This window comes from Spirosoma foliorum (assembly GCF_014117325.1).
Classification (GTDB): Bacteria; Bacteroidota; Bacteroidia; order Cytophagales; family Spirosomataceae; genus Spirosoma; species Spirosoma foliorum.
The window spans coordinates 6,969,414-6,988,302 of sequence record NZ_CP059732.1; the positions used below are offsets into that span (position 1 = coordinate 6,969,414).

Sequence of the window (18,889 nt, forward strand, 5' to 3'; positions counted from 1 at the left end):
TTTTTAATTATTATGAACTCTTTTCTTAAGATTTGTGGTACGGCGTTTCTGCTGTTTATATCTTTTGGAATAAACGCACAAATTCAGGTTTCATTTCCTACAACCCGAGCCGTTCTTCAGCGAAATAATTCAAATCAGGCGACTATTCGAATTACAGGCTACTACACGTCGGTGGTCACGCGCATTGAAGCCCGCTTACAAGCAAGAGATGGACAGGGTACATCAACAGATTGGCAGGCAATCCAGACCGCGCCATCAGGGGGTGTATTTACTGGTGATTTAACAGGAATCGGTGGTTGGTACAATCTTGATGTTCGAGGGATGAATGGCGATCAACAGGTAGGAAATATAACTACCGTTGAGCGCGTCGGAATAGGTGAAGTGTTCATTGTAGCGGGCCAATCTAACGCGCAGGGTGTTCACCAGAACGCCCCTAATCCTCAGAATGACCGAGTCAACTGCGTAAATTATCAGTATCCAAAAGATGGTTTTCCCAATGACCCCCCAACCCCTGTTTTTACAATGTTGGACAACACCCAAGGCTTCACAATCGCGCCTTTGGGAGTTGGAAGTTGGTGCTGGGGCCAGTTAGGAGATATTTTAGTTAAACGCTTGAATGTGCCTGTCCTATTTTTTAATACCGCATTTTCGGGTACAGCAGTTAGAAACTGGCGCGAAAGTGCACCTGATGGCGGAACAGCTTATGGCCTTTATAATGGGGATGCTTACCCCCCACGACAGCCTTATATTAACCTTAAAATTGCACTTCAATTTTACGCAAACATGTTGGGTGTACGTTCTGTCCTTTGGCATCAGGGAGAGACGGATAACATTTTCAGTACACCCACCAGTTCATACGTCAATGATTTAAAATTTGTCATTAATCAGGCTCGCCAGGATTATAATAGAAATATGGCCTGGGTGGTAGCCCGTGTTAGTTACGGCGATATGATTGGTGTAAATTCGTCTATTATTGCGGCACAGAACCAGGTTATTAGTTCAACACCAAATGTATATGCAGGCCCTAATACGGATGTCATTCAGGTGCCGCGCAAACGTGATCCGCTGAATGATCCAGAAGGACTACATTTCGATTATAATGGGCTTGTCGATGTAGCTAATGCCTGGAATGCAAGTTTAACTGACTCATTTTTTCAGAATGCGACGCCTGTTAGCGCAGCGTTAGCGCCTACGGTATCAGTGGCCTGTGCGGGTAATAATACCTTAAAATTGACTGTTAATGGTAACTATTCAACAGTGCAGTGGGAGTCAGGAGAATCCGGCAATACAATTACAAAAGGAGCAGGTACATACAAAGCTAAAATTAAAGACAATCTGGGGAATACATTCTTCTCGGGGCAAATACATGTATCGGATGCTCCAGTGGCTTCAGTTGTCGACAATCGTTTACCGTCGGTATGTATTGGCAGTAGTTTAGCGTTAACTAGTAGTTATGATAATGTAACCTGGTTAAATCAGTCAACCAATGCAACTGTTGCTACAACACGGGCTCTCTCTACCACTTCAGCGGGCAATTATTACGTCCGTTATCGAGATGTTAGTGGTTGCGACTTTACCTCTAATGTCCTTAACGTAACCGTAAACCCTCTTCCTGCTACGCCTACAATTACAAATGACAAATCCACTACCTTTTGCTTTGGCGACAATACAGCACTACGGGCTAGTAGTGATAATGTTCAGTATAATTGGAGTGATGGTCAAAAAAATAAAATCGTCAATATTGGCTCATCAGGTTCTTATTTTCTGACGGTAACTGATCAGAATGGCTGTACGTCGGCAACGTCAAATACGATTATTGTAACCGCAAATCCTGTTCCTGCAAAGCCTGTGATTACAACCAATGGACCAACGACCTTTTGTGCCGATCGTACAATTACCTTAACGGCTCCACAAGAAACGGCTTATCAATGGACGAATGGCCAGACAACTCAAAGCATCACGCTAAATCAATCAGGTACTTTCTCTGTCCGCACCCGGAACCAATATGGTTGTACATCCGAACAATCTGATGTCCTTACAATCAAAGTAAATCCTTTACCAGCTATACCGTCTATCTCTGCAATCGGAGCGACTACCTTTTGCGATGGAAATCAGGTGTCTTTAGTTGCCGATAGCCCATACGATGTTATCTGGTCAAGTGGACAACAGAATAAAGCAATTACAATTGGTACCTCGGGGAATTATGCAGCCCAAGCTGTTGATGTTAATGGCTGCTTATCGCCCTATTCTTCTTCTATTACGGTAAAAGCTAATCCATTACCAGCTACTCCTACCATTTTAGCGAGTCCATCGCCTGTCATTTGTGAAGGAGACCAGGTTACATTACGTGTGGATGGTAATTATACTGTTTTCTGGAGTACTGGCGATTCTACTCAACGAATCATAACCTCGAAAGCGGGCATTTATACAGCTAAGGTGCGCGATGCAAATGGTTGTATATCGGCACAATCGGGATCAACAACCGTTGAATTAAGAGCACTTCCAGCTCCGCCAACGGTGAATATTGTTGGGACTTATACATTGGAGGCTGTTAGCTCGTCAAATGGAACGCTATTTCGCTGGCGCCGTGATAGTGATTCATTAACCACTCAAACAGCGATCATTAAAGCGAATAAATCAGGCAATTATACAGCACGTTCATCCGCTGTTTATTCCCAAACGTTGGTCTGTTATTCAATTCCATCAACCCCAATTTCGTTTTCGATTGATGCGAATAATAAAGGACTAAGCGTTTATCCAAACCCAAACCCCGATAAAATTCTAACCATTGAGACCTTGGAGAATCTAACAAACGCTACCGTTACGGTTTATACCCTCACAGGTCAACAGGTTTTATCAACCAACGTTCCCTCCTTTGTAGACCGGCAACGGCTTACCTTAACAGGCATGCCGTCAGGCTCTTATATTTTACGCGTTCAGGCTTCTGACTTTGATGTTTCCAAGCGAATTATCCTTGGATTGTAATATTAATGCTGTCATGACCGTTCAATCATAGAAAGTAGCCTTAAATTTGCATTTTACCGGGAAGGCCTTCTGGTAAATAAAGTGTGCTCAACTTTAGAGCGGTCTGATTTTTGCACCATCTATTGATTGACCTATAATGCATACTAATTGACATTTTAGGCATAGAACGGGTTATTGATAGATATCAAATGAACAAAATTTATTTTTCAGTATATCTGATACTGTTAGTACTGACTATACTAAGTCTGGAGGTAACAGCCCAGACTAACAGTCAAGTGCTAAAAATTACCTATCCAGAGAGTAGGGCTGTATTTCAACGTGAAAACGATAACACAAGTACCATCTATTTGTCGGGTAGCCTTTATCAGCCCGTCGATAGTATTCAAGCTCGTGTACAGGCCGAAGAAACTGGCCAAGGCCTAAATACTGATTGGGCTACAATTCAACGAAATCCACAGGGCGGCTTTTTTCAAGGCTCCATACGGGCTAAAGGAGGTTGGTATCGCTTAGAAGTCCAAGCCTTCGTTAAGGGAGTAATTGTTAGTTCTGACGTTGTTCGTAAAGTTGGTATTGGTGAAGTGTTCATTATTACGGGCCAATCAAACGCACAGGGTTTTCAAGACTATGGGGCTTTGGGTGCCGGCGACGATCGGGTTAATTGCATAACCTATAATAATATAACCACAAATTCGCTGGCAGATCCACCAACCCCATCTTTTCAACAACTTAGTGCCACATCAATTATTGGCCCACGAGGTCAAAGTGCATGGTGTTGGGGAGCCCTAGGTGATCTGATTGTAAAGCAGTATGGTGTTCCTGTTCTATTTATTAATACTGCTTGGGCCGGAACAGTGATTAAAAACTGGCATGACAGCGCTGATGGCGTACAGGCTAAAAACATTTTTGCCCTCGGTACTCCTGATGAAAATTATCCTACAGGCATGCCCTACGCCAATTTAGTAATTGCTCTTCGTTATTACTGCTCACTTCAGGGTTTGCGGGCCGTATTGTGGCAACAGGGCGAAACCGATAACGTTCCGCTACATTCTACCCGAAAAGACTATTCAGATAATATGCAGTATATTATCAATAAAACACGGGCTGATACAGAGCGTTATCCGGCCTGGGTTCTGGCAAGATCATCTTACAATGACGGCCAGGTAAGCCAGGATATTATTCAGGCACAGAACGATGTTATTAATACCTACAATAACAACGTTTTTGCGGGTCCTTTTACGGACAATATTCAAATTCCTCGCTTTGACGCTGTTCACTTTGGCAACCGTCCGACCAATAATCCAGGCGATAAAGGACTTAATGATTTGGCACAAGCCTGGTTTTCCAGTCTAAACTCGGTCTTTTTTGCCAGTTCCAGGCCATTACCTCCTCTACCACAACCAGCTATTGCCGTTACATGTGGCGCTACAAACGGTAATCTGACACTTAGTTTGCCTAATTCATATAAATCTTATACCTGGAATTCTGGTCAATCGACACAAACGATTACTATTAATCAACCAGGTGTTTACCGGGCGGTGTTAAAAGATAAGGTAGGCAATACTTATTTATCACCCGCTATTGATGTACAAACTCCAATTGTACCAGCTACGCCAACCATTTCGCTTGCCAGTAAACCGGGTGTAATTGTTGATAATCAACAGCAGGTATGCGCTGATTCAACGTTGTCGCTCCTTGCGAATACCTCAGCAAACAGCACAGGTCTATGGAGCTTCAGCACGACTACTACAATAAGTAAAACAATTGCCCTAAATAAAAGTGGCAATTACACGCTTCAGGCAGTCAACGTATATGGTTGTAAATCGTCTCAACCAGCTACTATCACACTGACGGTACGTCCTAAAGTCCCAACCCCTACCATTGAGCAAGTTGGTGCTTATAGTTTGCAAGCTGTATTACCTACTCCTTCTGGAGGGCAGGTTGATCTATTTGATTGGCAACGAGCTGGCGGAGAGATACTTCCCCAAACCAGTGCAGTTGTAAAAGTTGTTGTCTCGGCTAATTATTCAGCCCGTACGAAAACAACCTTCGCACTTTCCAGTAACAATACAATAACCTGTTACTCCGATTATAGCGCGCCCAAAGCGTTTACGTTCGACCAGTCAAACGGGGGTTTAAGTATTTATCCGAATCCATCAACTACGGGAACAATCACCGTTGAAACCATTGAGAATTTGAAGAATGCCGACATTCGATGTATTCTCATTGAGCGGACAAAAACTTTTCTCAACCCAGGTTCCTGTTCTGGATGAACGTAAAGCGATTGATCTAACTGGGTTAGCACAGGGAGTTTACTTGGTCAGAGTACGCTCGGCAGGCTTTGATATATCCAGACGTATCATTATCAATCGATAAGCACTTTTACTCGTTTTATAGTTAAAGCCTCTCCTAATCGGGAGGCTTTAACTATTTTCTAATAGTTGAGTCTCCGCGTCAGGCATTGGTAAAACAAGCCATTGTTGTATATTTGACACATATTTGGTGTAGTGTTACATAGACTTTCTATCGTGTGTCTATCTGTTTTATCGCTACATTTGCGCAGGTCTTCTCAACTCATTAGTATGAACACAACCTATGTTCCGGCCGATTACCTGCCGGTGCTTATCCAGCTTGGTTTAGCTCTTGGTTTCATCGTAACAACAATGGTTGCTACTCATGCCCTCGGACCAAAGCGTCACAGCCAGAAAAAGGATGATCCATTCGAGTGCGGTATTCCTGTTCAGGGCGATGCACGTACCCCAATCTCCATCAAATATTTTCTGATTGCCATCTTGTTTGTCTTGTTCGATGTAGAAGTAATCTTCTTATATCCCTGGGCCGTTAATTTTAAAGGCTTAGGCATGGCAGGCTTTATTGAGATGGTGCTCTTTATGGGTCTCCTTCTGGCTGGCTTTTATTACATCATCCGGAAGGGAGTTCTCAAGTGGGAATAGACCACAATAAATGAATTTTAGAACATATTTATTCGTTGTTATACTAACTAACTACAACGTTTTTTTATGGCAACAGACATAAAGCTGGCCGAATCTCCTGCGAGTTATGATGGCCCAGGTTTCTCGGCAACTTCATTCGATAAAATAATTGGACTGGCCCGGGCAAATTCGCTCTGGCCGTTACCGTTCGCAACTTCCTGCTGTGGCATCGAGTTTATGTCGACCATGGCTTCTCACTACGATTTAGGTCGTTTTGGAGCGGAACGCCCTAGCTTTTCTCCTCGTCAGGCAGATATGTTGCTAGTGGCAGGTACGATTGCCAAAAAGATGGGCCCTATCGTGAAGCAGGTTTATCTACAAATGGCTGAGCCTCGCTGGGTTATTGCCATTGGTGCCTGTGCGTCGAGTGGTGGCATATTCGATACGTACAGTGTGTTGCAGGGTATTGATCGCATTATTCCAGTCGACGTTTACGTGCCAGGTTGCCCACCTCGCCCAGAACAGATTCTGGACGGCGTATTGCAGGTGCAGGAACTAGCCCGAAATGAATCGTTGCGCCGACGCAATACCGAAGAGTATCAGCATTTACTGAATTCATATAGCATTCAATAAATAGCGGGTTCGTGAAAGACAACTGAACGATTGGTTGGTCTATCTCATTGAATTGCTTTTTCACTCATTCACCAATTGACAATGCTGACCAACGAAGAAGTTGCGCAGACAATTATCAACCAGTTTGGCGAGGCCGTTACGGATTTCGATGATCCGTATGACTTACTGACCTGCTCTACCAGTCGCGATCAGATCGTTCCCCTAATAACTTACCTGAAAGGTCATCAGACTTTCCAGTTTGGTTTTCTGACCGACATTACCGCAATCCACTATCCCGATTCAGTTGGCAAAGAGTTTTGTGTTGTCTACCATATTCATAGCCTAATCAATAATTTCCGGTTACGAATTAAGGTTTATTTGACAGCAGAAGATGTTCACATTCCGACAATGACCCCGCTTTTCGCCAGTGCGAACTGGATGGAGCGTGAAACATTTGACCTGTTTGGTATTATCTTCGATGGTCATCCAGATTTGCGCCGGATCTTGAACATGGAAGAAATGGATTACTATCCAATGCGTAAAGAGTACCCACTCGAAGACGGCACACGGGAAGATAAAATTGATGCATTGTTTGGACGATAAATAATGAGTGGATGAGTGAATGAGTGAACGAGCGAAATCCATACGCCAGCCACTTATTCACTCTTTCGCTCTTTCGCTCTTTTAATATGGTTTCTGAAGAACTCGATATAGCGAATAAAAATCTGCCTGCCGAGCAAGGTCCGGTTCAATATGTTAATGAACTGACCACGCTTAACCTCGGTCCTACGCACCCAGCTACACACGGTATTTTCCAGAATGTCCTGCAAATGGATGGGGAGAAAATTGTGTCGGGAGAGCAAACGATTGGGTATATCCACCGGGCATTTGAAAAAATTGCCGAACGTCGGCCATTCTATCAGATCACAACCCTTACCGACCGGATGAACTACTGTTCATCACCCATTAACAACATGGGTTGGCATATGACGGTCGAGAAGTTGCTGGGCATCGATATTCCTAAGCGGGCGCAGTACATCCGCGTTATTCTGATGGAATTGGCCCGTCTGGCCGACCATCTCATTTGTAACGGAATTCTGGGGGTGGATACAGGCGCTTTTACGGGCTTCCTGTACATCTATCAGGAACGGGAAAATATCTACGAAATCTACGAAGAAGTTTGTGGAGCCCGCTTAACCACCAATATGGGTCGTATTGGCGGTATGGAGCGTGACCTCTCTCCTACTGCCATTCGTAAGATCAAGGAATTGCTGGTTCGTTTTCCAAAGGTGCTGACCGAGTTCGAAAATCTGTTCAATCGTAACCGAATCTTTATGGATCGGGTTATTGGCGTTGGTGGAATTTCGGCGGAGCGGGCCTTGAGTTATGGATTCACGGGGCCAAACCTACGGGCTGCCGGTGTCGATTACGACGTTCGGGTGATGAATCCGTATTCGTCGTACCAGGATTTCGAGTTCGACATTCCGGTTGGTCAAAGTGGCGACACCTACGACCGTTTCATGGTTCGGAACGAGGAGATGTGGCAGAGCTTACGCATTATTCAGCAAGCTATGGACAACCTTCCCGAAGGTCCTTACTATGCCGATGCTCCACAATACTACCTGCCTCCGAAACAGGAAGTTTATAAAAACATGGAAGCCCTCATTTATCACTTCAAGATTGTGATGGGTGAAATCGACGCACCCGTTGGTGAGGTGTATCATGCTGTAGAAGGCGGAAATGGTGAGCTAGGTTTTTATCTAATCAGCGATGGTGGTCGTGCTCCTTACCGGTTACACTTCCGCCGTCCGTGCTTTATTTATTATCAGGCATACCCAGAAATGTGCAAAGGTCTGACCTTGTCAGATGCCATTGTCATTATGAGTAGCATGAACGTAATTGCTGGCGAGTTAGACGCGTAGTAATGGCCATTAAGTTTCGTGAGATCGTTCGTCTGATTGAAGAAGATGGATGGTATCAGGTTCGGCAACGAGGTAGCCACCGTCAATTCAAGCACACTAGTAAAACAGGTTTAGTGACAATAGCGTACCATAGTTTGAATGACTCTGTTCCCTCAGGAACGTTGAGTAGTATTTATAAACAGGCGCAGATTGAACGATGAAAAAGTATTTGGTCATTATCGAGAAATCCGATACAGGTTACGGTGCTTATGTCCCTGATTTACCGGGGTGTGTAGCAACCGCACCGACCAAAGATGAAGTCGAGCGTTTGATTTATGAAGGAATCCAATTTCACATTGAAGGTTTAGAATTGGAAGGTCTGTCTATTCCTGTAGCCAGTTCAGAAGCCGAAACAATGGTTTTTGCAGATTAAACACATGACGACAGAGACAAATAACCCCTCCGTACAGTTTACGCCCGAACGATTAGAGAAGGCAAAAGAAATTATTGCCCGCTATCCCGAAGGCAAACAGAAGTCCGCGCTATTACCCTTATTGCACGTGTTGCAGGAGCAGGAAGGCTGGACGAGTCCTGAAGGTATGGATTATGTAGCTAGAATGCTTGACATCCAACCGATTGAAGTATACGAGGTGGCATCGTTTTACACCATGTATCACTTAAACCCGGTTGGCAAGCACGTTATCGAATACTGCCGCACGGGTCCTTGCTGTCTGATGGGTGGTGAAGAAGTATACGCTCACCTGAAACAACGGCTTAGTATTGATACTGGTCAAACGACTGTGGATGGTCAGTTTACCCTTAAAGAAGTAGAATGTCTGGCAGCTTGTGGTATGGGTCCCGTGTTTCAGATTCGGGAGAAATATTACATGCATCTCACCAACGAGCGCGTGGACGAAATCATTGACGAACTGTCGAAATAACCTTCCTCATGGCTATCAAGATTTTAACTGAACATATCAACGTTCCTGGTATCGAAACTTTCGACGTATACCGGAAGCAAGGTGGTTATACAGCTGTCGAAAAGGCATTGAAGACGTTGACGCCTGAGTCTATTGTCGAAGAAGTAAAAAAAGCGGGTGTTCGGGGCCGGGGTGGTGCTGGCTTCCCTATGGGGATGAAATGGAGCTTTCTGGCGAAACCAGAAGGTGTTCCCCGTTACCTCGTTTGTAATGCCGACGAATCAGAGCCGGGTACGTTCAAGGATCACTATTTAATGAAGAATATCCCTCACTTGCTTATTGAGGGAATGATTATTTCATCGTTTGCACTGGGCGCCAACAAGTCGTTCATCTACGTACGCGGTGAATTGATGTACGTGATTCATATCCTCGAAAAAGCCATTGCCGAAGCGAAAGCAAAAGGCTTTTTGGGTAAAAATATTCTTGGTAGCGGCTACGACCTCGAACTGGTTGTACAACCAGGCGGAGGAGCGTATATCTGTGGTGAAGAAACGGCGTTGCTCGAGTCATTGGAAGGCAAACGTGGTAACCCACGGAATAAGCCGCCATTTCCAGCCGTAAAAGGCTTATATCAAAGTCCAACAGTAGTTAATAACGTTGAATCCATCGCCACAACACCGTGGATTATCAATAATGGTGGAGAGGCTTACGCAGGCATTGGCATTGGACGCAGCACAGGAACGAAACTGATTTCAGCGTCTGGCCATATCAACAAACCTGGTGTTTATGAAATCGAACTCGGCGTTCCGGTCGAAGATTTTATTTATGCCGATGAATGGTGCGGTGGTATTCGTCCGGGCCATAAATTCAAAGCCTTGGTAGCGGGTGGATCATCCGTCCCCATTCTGCCAGCTAACTTAGCGTTAACACTGGCGAATGGCGAGAAACGGCTGATGTCGTACGAATCGCTCTCAGATGGTGGTTTCGCTACAGGTACGATGCTCGGCTCCGGTGGTTTTATCCTCTTCGACGAAACATCCTGTATTGTTCGGAACACCTGGAATTTCTCTCGCTTCTATCATCACGAATCCTGTGGCCAATGTAGTCCTTGCCGGGAAGGAACGGGTTGGATGGAGAAAGTTCTGCACCGGATCGAATACGGTCACGGTCATCAGCAGGATATCGATCTTCTTGTTGACGTATCCAAAAAGATTGAAGGAAATACAATTTGCCCGCTTGGCGATGCGGCTGCCTGGCCTGTTGCCAGTGCGATTCGTCATTTCCGGGATGAATTCCAGTGGCATATCGATCACCCATCCGAAGCCACTCAACCAGGAGCGGTTTATCGGGGCGAAATGGCATTGGTGTAACGCGGCTGGAAAGCCGTGCAATTATTTTAACCGAGTTGCGGCTTTCCAGCCGCATTACGATATATGGAAGACGTAAAGCCGCAATTACTAAAAGTCACGATTGACGGAATAGAAGTTGAAGTTGAGCCCGGTACGACCATTTTGCAGGCCGCCCGTAAAATTGGTCCGGCAGTAGCTCCTCCGGCCATGTGCTACTATCAGCCCTTAAAAGGTAGCGGTGGCAAATGCCGGGCCTGTCTGGTTCGGGTAGCTGCTGGTTCAGCCAAAGACCCACGTCCAATGCCTAAATTGGTAGCTTCCTGTCTGACAGCTGTGCAGGATGGTATGGTGGTCGAGAACGAAACAAGTCCGCAGGTAATTGATGCCCGGAATGGCGTTGTTGAGTTCCTGTTGCTGAATCACCCACTCGATTGCCCCGTTTGCGATCAGGCTGGCGAGTGCGATCTGCAAAATTTTGCCTTCGATCACGGCAAATCGACAACTCGTTACGAAGAGGATCGCCGGACGTTTGAGAAGAAAGACATTGGCCCGTATATTCAGCTACACATGACGCGTTGCATTCTGTGCTACCGTTGCGTGTACACTGCCGACCAAATCACGAACAAGCGTGTTCATGGTGTATTAGGCCGGGGCGATGCCTCTGAAATTGGGACGTACATCGAGAAAGCAATCGACAATGATTTCTCAGGTAACGTTATCGATGTATGCCCAGTCGGTGCCTTGACGGACAAAACCTACCGGTTCAAAAACCGCGTATGGTTTTCGAAACCTGTTGATGCGCACCGCGATTGCCCAACCTGCTCGGGCAAGGTTACGCTCTGGTACCGAGGTGAAGATGTGATCCGGGTAACCGCTCGTAAAAATGAGTGGGGCGAAGTATTGGAGTTTATCTGCAACACTTGCCGATTCGACAAAAAGAAAACCAGCGACTGGACGATTGAAGGCCCAACCAAAATCTCCCGGAGTTCAGTTATTTCGGCAAATAAATATCGGGCCGATACGATCAAACCAAGCTTTGGGCAGCGCTTAGCGGCTGCTGAATATAAGCCCATTCACGATGAACGTGATACGTCGCAACTGGACATTAAGCAATTAGCACCAGAACGTTTTGCGAAAGTACTGCCATCGGCAATGGAGCCAGAACCTTGATAAGTTACGAAGTTGTAGAGTTCTAAAGTTGTAGAGTTACTCTCTAAGCTTTAAAACTTTACGACTTTATAACTCTACAATTTTATAACTGAGAAAATGGACTTAACCGTATTACTCGTTAAAGGACTAATTATCCTTATCATTTTTGCGATAACGCTGGGTATTGCCGCCTACTCTACCTATGGAGAACGGAAGGTGGCTGCTTTTTTGCAGGATCGCATTGGCCCAAACCGAGCTGGTCCCTGGGGTTTATTGCAACCCCTGGCCGATGGCGGTAAAATGTTCTTCAAAGAAGATTTTATCCCTTCTCAAGCCAGTAAATGGCTCTTTATTCTGGGACCATGCTTAGCCATGTTGACCGCTCTAATGTCGAGCGCCGTCATTCCATTTGGGGATACCATTAAATTTGGTAACTATGCAATTCCGATTCAGGCGATCGAAATCAACATTGGTGTCTTATACATCTTCGGCGTTGTTTCGTTAGGTGTTTACGGCATCATGGTGGGTGGCTGGGCTTCTAATAACAAGTTTTCCTTGCTAGGAGCTATTCGGGCGGCATCGCAAAATATTAGCTACGAAATTGCGTTGGGTCTGTCCCTCATTGCCATTCTGATGATGAGCGGTTCACTGTCACTGACCGCTATTATCAATGAGCAGGCAACCTTTTTTGAGTGGAATATTTTCACCCAACCCCTAGGCTTTGTTATTTTCCTGACCTGCGCCTTCGCCGAGTGTAATCGTACTCCTTTCGATTTACCAGAGTGTGAAACCGAACTTGTTGGTGGTTACCACACCGAATACAGTTCGATGAAACTGGGCTTTTATTTATTCGCCGAATACATCAATATGTTTGTTTCATCGGCCTTTATTTCAGCGCTGTATTTTGGCGGTTTCCACTACCCATTTATGAACGAAATTGGTCAGGCACTCGAAAAATCGCTGGGCGCTATAACCGGTCATAATGTGGCAACAGCCATTGGCGTGGCCGCTTACTTTGGCAAGATTTTGTTCTTCATTTTCTTCTTTATGTGGGTTCGTTGGACAGTTCCACGTTTCCGCTATGATCAGTTGATGAATCTGGGCTGGAAAACATTTATCCCATTAGCTATTCTTAATGTGGTAATAACCGGTGCTGGTTTGCTTTATAATTTCAAATACGCAACCTGGCTGATTGCCATCGTAATGATCGTACTGGCGGTTTCATCCATGTCTCGCGCACCTAAACGGGAAATTGTACCACAAAGGGGTTAATCGGTTTATAGCTGTAGTCCGAAGTTGATTATAACTACAAACGCCTTACTATTATGCAATTAACAAACCGCTCTAAGCAGGTTAGCAATAAAGAAATGACGCTGGCAGAGAAAATGTATCTGCCAGCCGTTATTAGTGGTCTGGCCATTACAATCCGCCACTTTTTCCGCAAGAAGCCGACTATTCAATACCCAGAAGTAAAAAAATACCTGGGGCCAATTTACCGGGGTCATCACATTCTGAAACGGGATGAACAGGGTCGCGAGCGTTGTACCGCTTGTGGCTTGTGTGCAGTAGCCTGCCCAGCCGAAGCGATTTCGATGGTAGCGGCAGAACGCAAAAAGGGCGAAGAAGGCTTATATCGGGAAGAGAAATACGCAGCGGTATATGAAATCAACATGCTGCGTTGCATTTTTTGCGGATTATGCGAAGAGGCTTGTCCTAAACAGGCTGTTTACCTCCGACATGACAAAATGGTGCCTGTTTTTCAGGAGCGGGACGAAGTAATTTACGGTAAAGACCGGCTGGTTGAAAAGATGGATGACCGCTATATTCGTGCGAATAATTCTGAAGTAAAAACTACGCCAACCGAACCCAGTCTAACGCGAGCCGCCACCTAGTAAAACTGTCACTCACTGTCAGGAACAGTCAACATTTGTCAGGTATTGCCAATAGTGGGTACCTGACGAATGTTGGCAATTACTGACCCCAATTGACAATTTCTGACCATTGATTATGACTGAAATACTTACCTTTTTTAAAACGCTTACGCCCACTGGCTATCTGTTTCTTCTACTAACAGCCCTGACTCTGTTTAGTGCTATTGGTGTTGTTACGGCGCGTAACCCAATTTATAGCGTTCTGGCTTTAATTGCGACCTTCTTTTGCCTATCGGGCCATTATATTCTTCTGAATGCTCAGTTTTTGGCGGCAGTCAATATTATCGTCTATGCAGGGGCGATTATGGTCTTATTCCTGTTCACGATCATGTTCCTCAATCTTCGGAAAGAAGATGAAGAGTCAAAGACAAACCTGACCAAAATGATATCTGTGGTCGTTGGGGGGGGTGTTAATGGTTATGCTTATTACCATTTTCCGGGCTAAAAGTGCTCAGGTTCCTACGGTTAATGGGGTTACATTTAATGGTAAAACGGGCTTGGTTGAGAACTTAGGGAAATTGTTGTACAGCGACTATATTTTACCATTTGAGCTGGCCTCTATCCTATTCATCATCGCGATGGTCGGAGCTGTTATGCTTGGCAAGCGGGAAGCTGGTGATCGTCATTTCTGACCACTGATTTATGTGATTTTTTGATTGACTTTGATTAGGTATAAGCCGCTCAATGAGCGGCTTATTTTGTTTGTGGAGTATGAATAAGCGTTAGGTGCTTTATATCCCAAGGGAATAACTTTGCTTACACTTTCTCTATCTATTCTATGTTACGATTCTTGCTATTTTTCTGGGTTCTTGGACTGGGTACAGTATTAGCCCAAAAGCCACTATTAACTGATTCTATTTTAATAGAAAGTCATTATCGGGTCTTTCATTTTATAAAACCAGCAAAGGCGAATTCGTCGTTAATTTTCATCCTGCACGGTTCAGGAGGAAATGGCGAAGGAGCCCAGAAAGGAGCCGACAAACTGGAAGAAAAAGCAGATACTGAGAATTTACTGCTGGTCTACCCGGACGGCTACAAACGCTATTGGAATGAATGTCGTAAAACGGCAAACTCCATAGCCAATAAGGAAGATATAAACGAAAACGCCTTCTTTGGTCAAATGATCAGCTATTTCACGGAGAAATACCAGATTAATCCAAAACAGGTATTTGCCGTTGGTACATCTGGGGGCGGGCATATGGCTTATAAGCTTGCCCTGACGATGCCCGAAAAATTTCGGGCGATAACGGCTCTGATTGCTAATCTCCCTGACACAAATAACCTGGATTGTCCCGAGAAAAGAATTGCGATTCCCGTAATGATTGTAAATGGTACAGCCGATCAAACGAACCCCTATGAAGGTGGGGAAGTAATAACCGGGACTATCAGTATGGGTCTTGTTCGTTCCACTGAGCGTACATTCCATTATTGGGCAGACTTAGCGGGCTACAAAAAACAGCCTCTCAAAGAGTTATTGCCCGATACAGACCCCAATGATCATAAAACAATTGAGCGATATACATACAAAGAAAAAGGCAAACCAGAAGTTACCTTATTAAAAGTCATTGGTGGTAAACACGACTACCCGAATGACATCAACGTCTACCTGGAAGCCTGGAGTTTTTTCAAAAGGCAACTTACCCCCTAGTGTGCCATTGCAGTTTTCAAAGAAAAATAGTATGCTTGCATAATAATTTATTGCTACGGCAATTAATCAGCTATAAAATCGGTTATCCTAGTAATTTCCTGCTTAACCAGTAAATAACATTGCTTTTATGGACGCATACATTGTAGCCGGTTACCGTACAGCAGTGGGAAAAGCCCCACGCGGAGGTCTCCGTTTCACCCGCCCCGACGATATGGCGGCTGAAGTAATCAAGCATTTATTAAGTCAGGTACCTAACCTTGATCCAGCTCGCGTTGAAGACCTTATTGTAGGAAATGCCGTGCCTGAAGCCGAGCAGGGCATGCAAATTGCCCGATATATTGCGCTGCTTTCGCTGCCCAATAGTGTGCCCGGCATGACTATAAACCGGTATTGTGGTTCGGGATTGGAAGCCATTGCCATTGCATCGGCTAAAATCCACGCAGGTTTGGCCGATTGTATCATTGCCGGAGGCACAGAATCTATGTCGCTAGTACCCGTAATGGGCTGGAAAACAGCGTTGAACTACGAAATTGCCAAAGCACATCCTGACTATTATATTGGTATGGGTCTCACGGCAGAACAAGTAGCTCAACAGTTCAAGATCAGCCGGGATGCACAGGACGAATTTGCATTTGAATCACATCAGAAAGCATTAGCAGCCCAGAAAGAAGGGAAATTTACAGATGAGATCGTTCCGATCAAGGTAAACGAAACCTATTTCGATGCCGAAAGTAATAAGAAGAAAACACGCGAGTGGACCGTCTCGCAAGATGAAGGCCCACGTAAAGATACCAGCGCTGAAGGTCTGGCTAAGTTAAAGCCTGTATTTGCGGCTGGTGGTTCAGTAACGGCAGGTAACTCATCGCAAACATCCGACGGAGCTGCTTTCGTGGTTGTTATGTCGGAACGATTGGTTAATGAACTGAATTTGAAACCGGTTGCCCGAATGGTCTCTTATGCCACGGCTGGGGTTGAACCTAAAATTATGGGTATCGGGCCAGTGGCTGCTATTCCCATTGCACTCAAAAAATCGGGTTTGAAACAAGATGACATTGACCTGATTGAATTAAACGAAGCCTTTGCAGCCCAATCCCTAGCGGTTATTCAGGAATTAGGCCTCGACCGAAGTAAGATCAACCCGAATGGTGGAGCAATCGCTTTGGGACACGCCCTTGGCTCTACGGGTGCCCGATTATCAGTACAACTGCTGAACGAAATGCGCCGTCGTGATCAGAAATATGGAATGGTATCGGCCTGCGTAGGCGGTGGTCAGGGCGTAGCCGGAATTTTTGAGCGGCTGAATTAATTAGAAATTTTACCACAGATACATAGTTGTAAAACTCTAGCCGAATGTAGTCCTACATTCGGCTTTTTTATTTCCAAATCAATAATATCTGGCCAACCTCAATCACATATTTTTTCAGGTCATTCCAACGCACCAAATCCTTGACCTGTACTTTATTCAGGAGTGCAATTCGATAGAGCGTCTCTCCAGTATGAACCGTATAAAAAATGGCGTTTCTTGTCAATGGAGTAAGTTGTCTTTTTACAATTGTTTTTCGTTTATAGATTGGCTTACTAACGATTACTTGTTGTTGTGTACTAACACCTACAATAAGCCTTTGACCTATTCTAAGCGGAATACGTTCCGACAGCTTGTTCCAGTCATAAAGTTGATTAACCGTAACTCCATATAAACGGGAAATAGCATAGTACGTTTGTCCAGGGGTAACAACGTGTTGCTTTGTGGTCACTGGAACCGCAGTTGGAGCTACATCTAATAGAATAAGTGTATCATCATCTACTGTCTGTAGACGGTCATCTGCAATTACCAAGCTGTCCTTGACTATTGAAGGCTTAGGCAGTATCTTAATCTCATCAGGTTGCTTTTGTAAAGAGTCCTGGTAGGGCATTAGGGGTTTGGCCCTGGCAATGATAGGTTCCTCAGGAGGCAATTGTATGTACTCTATAGGCTGACTAGTTGGCCGTTTCGTTTGCAACCACACAATCCGGCCTGGCTGAAGCTTCTGCGTAGCGGTCATGTGATTGTATTTCAGAAGTGATTTTAGTCGAATGCCGTACCTATTTGATATTTCTAACAAAGTCTGATTTTTCTGCGTAACATGAAATGGAATTTTACCCCGTTTAGCTTTCGTTTGAAGATAATAGACCTCGCCAGGTCGAATGGCACTATTATCAACGCTTAAGTCATTGTATTTAAGAAAGTTACCAACCGTAATATTTCCATAGAATGCCAATGTAATTATATTGTCACAATTCTGGGCCTGCACGCCATGTCGCTCGTTTATCGTATAAAAAACGACATCTGATCGCAACTTATCTGATTTGTCTTTTACCTTAACCAACACGGGGAAAGCGCTAGATGGCTGACGTAATTTATCATTTCTAGACTCTGATGTAGCCAATAGCTGTACTCTCGAAAATTCTTCAGATGTTACCTGTACAAGTATAGAGTATTCTTTATTGGTTGGTATATAAGTCGTTTTTAACCACCTATTGAGAGGTCTTACTTGGTCTTCAGTGATTTGTAAACGCTCAGCGATGGCATTAAGCGTTTGCCCTTCTCCATTTGGATAGGTGTATAGTATATAGTTGACTGAAGGACGATAGTTTAGTACCTCCTGTTCAAAAACCAGTTTTCGAGCTAAAATTTTCCATATCAGCGGTGAGTTTTGTGTACCAAGTAAAATATAAATGGGATCGGTCAACTGGGAAAGTCGTGAATCGGTATTCTCCTGCAAATACTTTAATAAGGTTAATGCATAATTTTTCTGAGTTTCCTGCAACCGGACGAGTTCGTTGAGTACAACTTCTGTGCTTATAGCAAAATGAAATCGTTCATCAACATAACTATCCATACGAAGATTAAGACGCCTGCCGTGGAGTTTTGACAAAGCCCAGAATCCAACCGAATCTACCTCAGCAAAAGGCAAGACAACAAAACGAAAATCATCAGGCAAATTAGCTTTATCTAATAGGGGTTTTAATATAGGTGTCAACTGCTGCAATACACTTATATCGTGATGAATAGTGGCTGGATGGGCATACAAAATCTGCATCTCTTGCTGGATCAACAATCGTCCTTGCTGAGTTACGTGAATAGGAGTTCCAGCCAAATTTATATCAGAAGGAATATCCGGTAATGACTGTCCCTGTAAGTGTGTACTTGGTTGGGCCAACAACGTTACCAAACATAACATAACGAAAACCCTTAGTACTAATCCTTCAGCTATTTGCACAGTTTCCAATAATCTAAATCTTATTATTTTAAATATTTATAAATTCCAAGATACTAAATCAAACCTTTTAAACATCAATAGTTGACTTATTTGTAACCTTAGTATTTTATATTTAAACTTGTATAGGATACTGTTTGTTTAAAATAGTGAGAGTATAACTCAGTCAATTCTTGTTTAATGGTGGTTTTTGATACAAAACCTTAA

17 protein-coding genes and 1 pseudogene are annotated in these 18,889 nt (G+C 44.3%); 17 read left to right on the forward strand and 1 reads right to left on the reverse strand.

Going from position 1 to position 18,889, the window contains the following annotated elements; translation table 11 throughout:
* Window positions 1-12 precede the first annotated feature (12 nt).
* The 17 genes and pseudogenes from H3H32_RS29290 (at window position 13) to H3H32_RS29365 (ending at window position 16,731) form a co-directional block, all read left to right on the forward strand.
* Window positions 13-2,985: a T9SS type A sorting domain-containing protein gene (locus H3H32_RS29290; RefSeq protein WP_182459267.1), complete on the forward strand. Its 2,973-nt coding sequence runs from the start codon at window positions 13-15 to the stop codon at window positions 2,983-2,985.
* 188 nt (window positions 2,986-3,173) lie between these two features.
* The gene (locus tag H3H32_RS29295) at window positions 3,174-5,255 is read left to right on the forward strand and encodes a sialate O-acetylesterase (protein WP_309547118.1); all 2,082 of its coding nucleotides are present in this window, start codon (window positions 3,174-3,176) and stop codon (window positions 5,253-5,255) included.
* Window positions 5,185-5,358 (forward strand): T9SS type A sorting domain-containing protein, encoded by a 174-nt coding sequence (locus tag H3H32_RS38075; RefSeq protein ID WP_309547119.1) that lies wholly within the window; start codon window positions 5,185-5,187, stop codon window positions 5,356-5,358. The genes H3H32_RS29295 and H3H32_RS38075 overlap by 71 nt, the downstream gene beginning before the upstream one ends.
* Window positions 5,359-5,564: 206 nt before the next feature.
* Window positions 5,565-5,936: an NADH-quinone oxidoreductase subunit A gene (locus H3H32_RS29300; protein ID WP_182459268.1), complete on the forward strand. Its 372-nt coding sequence runs from the start codon at window positions 5,565-5,567 to the stop codon at window positions 5,934-5,936.
* A gap of 66 nt (window positions 5,937-6,002) precedes the next feature.
* Window positions 6,003-6,548 (forward strand): NADH-quinone oxidoreductase subunit B, encoded by a 546-nt coding sequence (locus H3H32_RS29305; RefSeq protein ID WP_182459269.1) that lies wholly within the window; start codon window positions 6,003-6,005, stop codon window positions 6,546-6,548.
* Window positions 6,549-6,629: 81 nt separating this feature from the next.
* A complete protein-coding gene (locus H3H32_RS29310) occupies window positions 6,630-7,130 on the forward strand; it encodes an NADH-quinone oxidoreductase subunit C (protein WP_182459270.1) in 501 nt (166 codons plus the stop codon).
* Window positions 7,131-7,216: 86 nt separating this feature from the next.
* Entirely contained in the window at window positions 7,217-8,449 is a 1,233-nt protein-coding gene (gene nuoD, locus H3H32_RS29315) for an NADH dehydrogenase (quinone) subunit D (protein WP_157583963.1), read from the forward strand.
* A gap of 2 nt (window positions 8,450-8,451) precedes the next feature.
* The gene (locus H3H32_RS29320) at window positions 8,452-8,649 is read left to right on the forward strand and encodes a type II toxin-antitoxin system HicA family toxin (protein ID WP_240543530.1); all 198 of its coding nucleotides are present in this window, start codon (window positions 8,452-8,454) and stop codon (window positions 8,647-8,649) included.
* Window positions 8,646-8,861, forward strand: coding sequence for a type II toxin-antitoxin system HicB family antitoxin (locus H3H32_RS29325; protein ID WP_182459271.1), 216 nt, complete (start codon window positions 8,646-8,648; stop codon window positions 8,859-8,861). The genes H3H32_RS29320 and H3H32_RS29325 overlap by 4 nt, the downstream gene beginning before the upstream one ends.
* Before the next feature lie 4 nt (window positions 8,862-8,865).
* A complete protein-coding gene (locus tag H3H32_RS29330) occupies window positions 8,866-9,369 on the forward strand; it encodes an NADH-quinone oxidoreductase subunit NuoE family protein (protein ID WP_182459272.1) in 504 nt (167 codons plus the stop codon).
* A gap of 8 nt (window positions 9,370-9,377) precedes the next feature.
* Window positions 9,378-10,718, forward strand: a complete 1,341-nt coding sequence (nuoF, locus tag H3H32_RS29335) for an NADH-quinone oxidoreductase subunit NuoF (protein WP_182459273.1) — start codon at window positions 9,378-9,380, stop codon at window positions 10,716-10,718.
* A 63-nt stretch (window positions 10,719-10,781) separates the two neighbouring features.
* Window positions 10,782-11,867 (forward strand): NADH-quinone oxidoreductase subunit G, encoded by a 1,086-nt coding sequence (locus H3H32_RS29340; RefSeq protein WP_182459274.1) that lies wholly within the window; start codon window positions 10,782-10,784, stop codon window positions 11,865-11,867.
* 96 nt (window positions 11,868-11,963) lie between these two features.
* Window positions 11,964-13,118 carry an NADH-quinone oxidoreductase subunit NuoH gene (gene nuoH, locus H3H32_RS29345; RefSeq protein ID WP_182459275.1) on the forward strand — a complete coding sequence of 385 codons (1,155 nt, stop codon included), beginning with the start codon at window positions 11,964-11,966 and terminating at the stop codon, window positions 13,116-13,118.
* Window positions 13,119-13,171: 53 nt separating this feature from the next.
* A complete protein-coding gene (locus H3H32_RS29350) occupies window positions 13,172-13,738 on the forward strand; it encodes a NuoI/complex I 23 kDa subunit family protein (protein ID WP_182459276.1) in 567 nt (188 codons plus the stop codon).
* A 115-nt stretch (window positions 13,739-13,853) separates the two neighbouring features.
* Window positions 13,854-14,409, forward strand: a pseudogene (locus H3H32_RS29355) (NADH-quinone oxidoreductase subunit J family protein).
* A 146-nt stretch (window positions 14,410-14,555) separates the two neighbouring features.
* Complete coding sequence (locus H3H32_RS29360; RefSeq protein ID WP_182459277.1) at window positions 14,556-15,425, forward strand: CE1 family esterase; 870 nt, start codon at window positions 14,556-14,558, stop codon at window positions 15,423-15,425.
* A 127-nt stretch (window positions 15,426-15,552) separates the two neighbouring features.
* Window positions 15,553-16,731 (forward strand): acetyl-CoA C-acyltransferase, encoded by a 1,179-nt coding sequence (locus H3H32_RS29365; RefSeq protein ID WP_182459278.1) that lies wholly within the window; start codon window positions 15,553-15,555, stop codon window positions 16,729-16,731.
* Between the two features lie 67 nt (window positions 16,732-16,798).
* On the opposite strand, the gene H3H32_RS29370 is transcribed toward H3H32_RS29365, so the two are convergent.
* Complete coding sequence (locus tag H3H32_RS29370) at window positions 16,799-18,685, reverse strand: LysM peptidoglycan-binding domain-containing protein (RefSeq protein WP_240543531.1); 1,887 nt, start codon at window positions 18,683-18,685, stop codon at window positions 16,799-16,801.
* Between the last annotated feature and the right edge of the window lie 204 nt (window positions 18,686-18,889).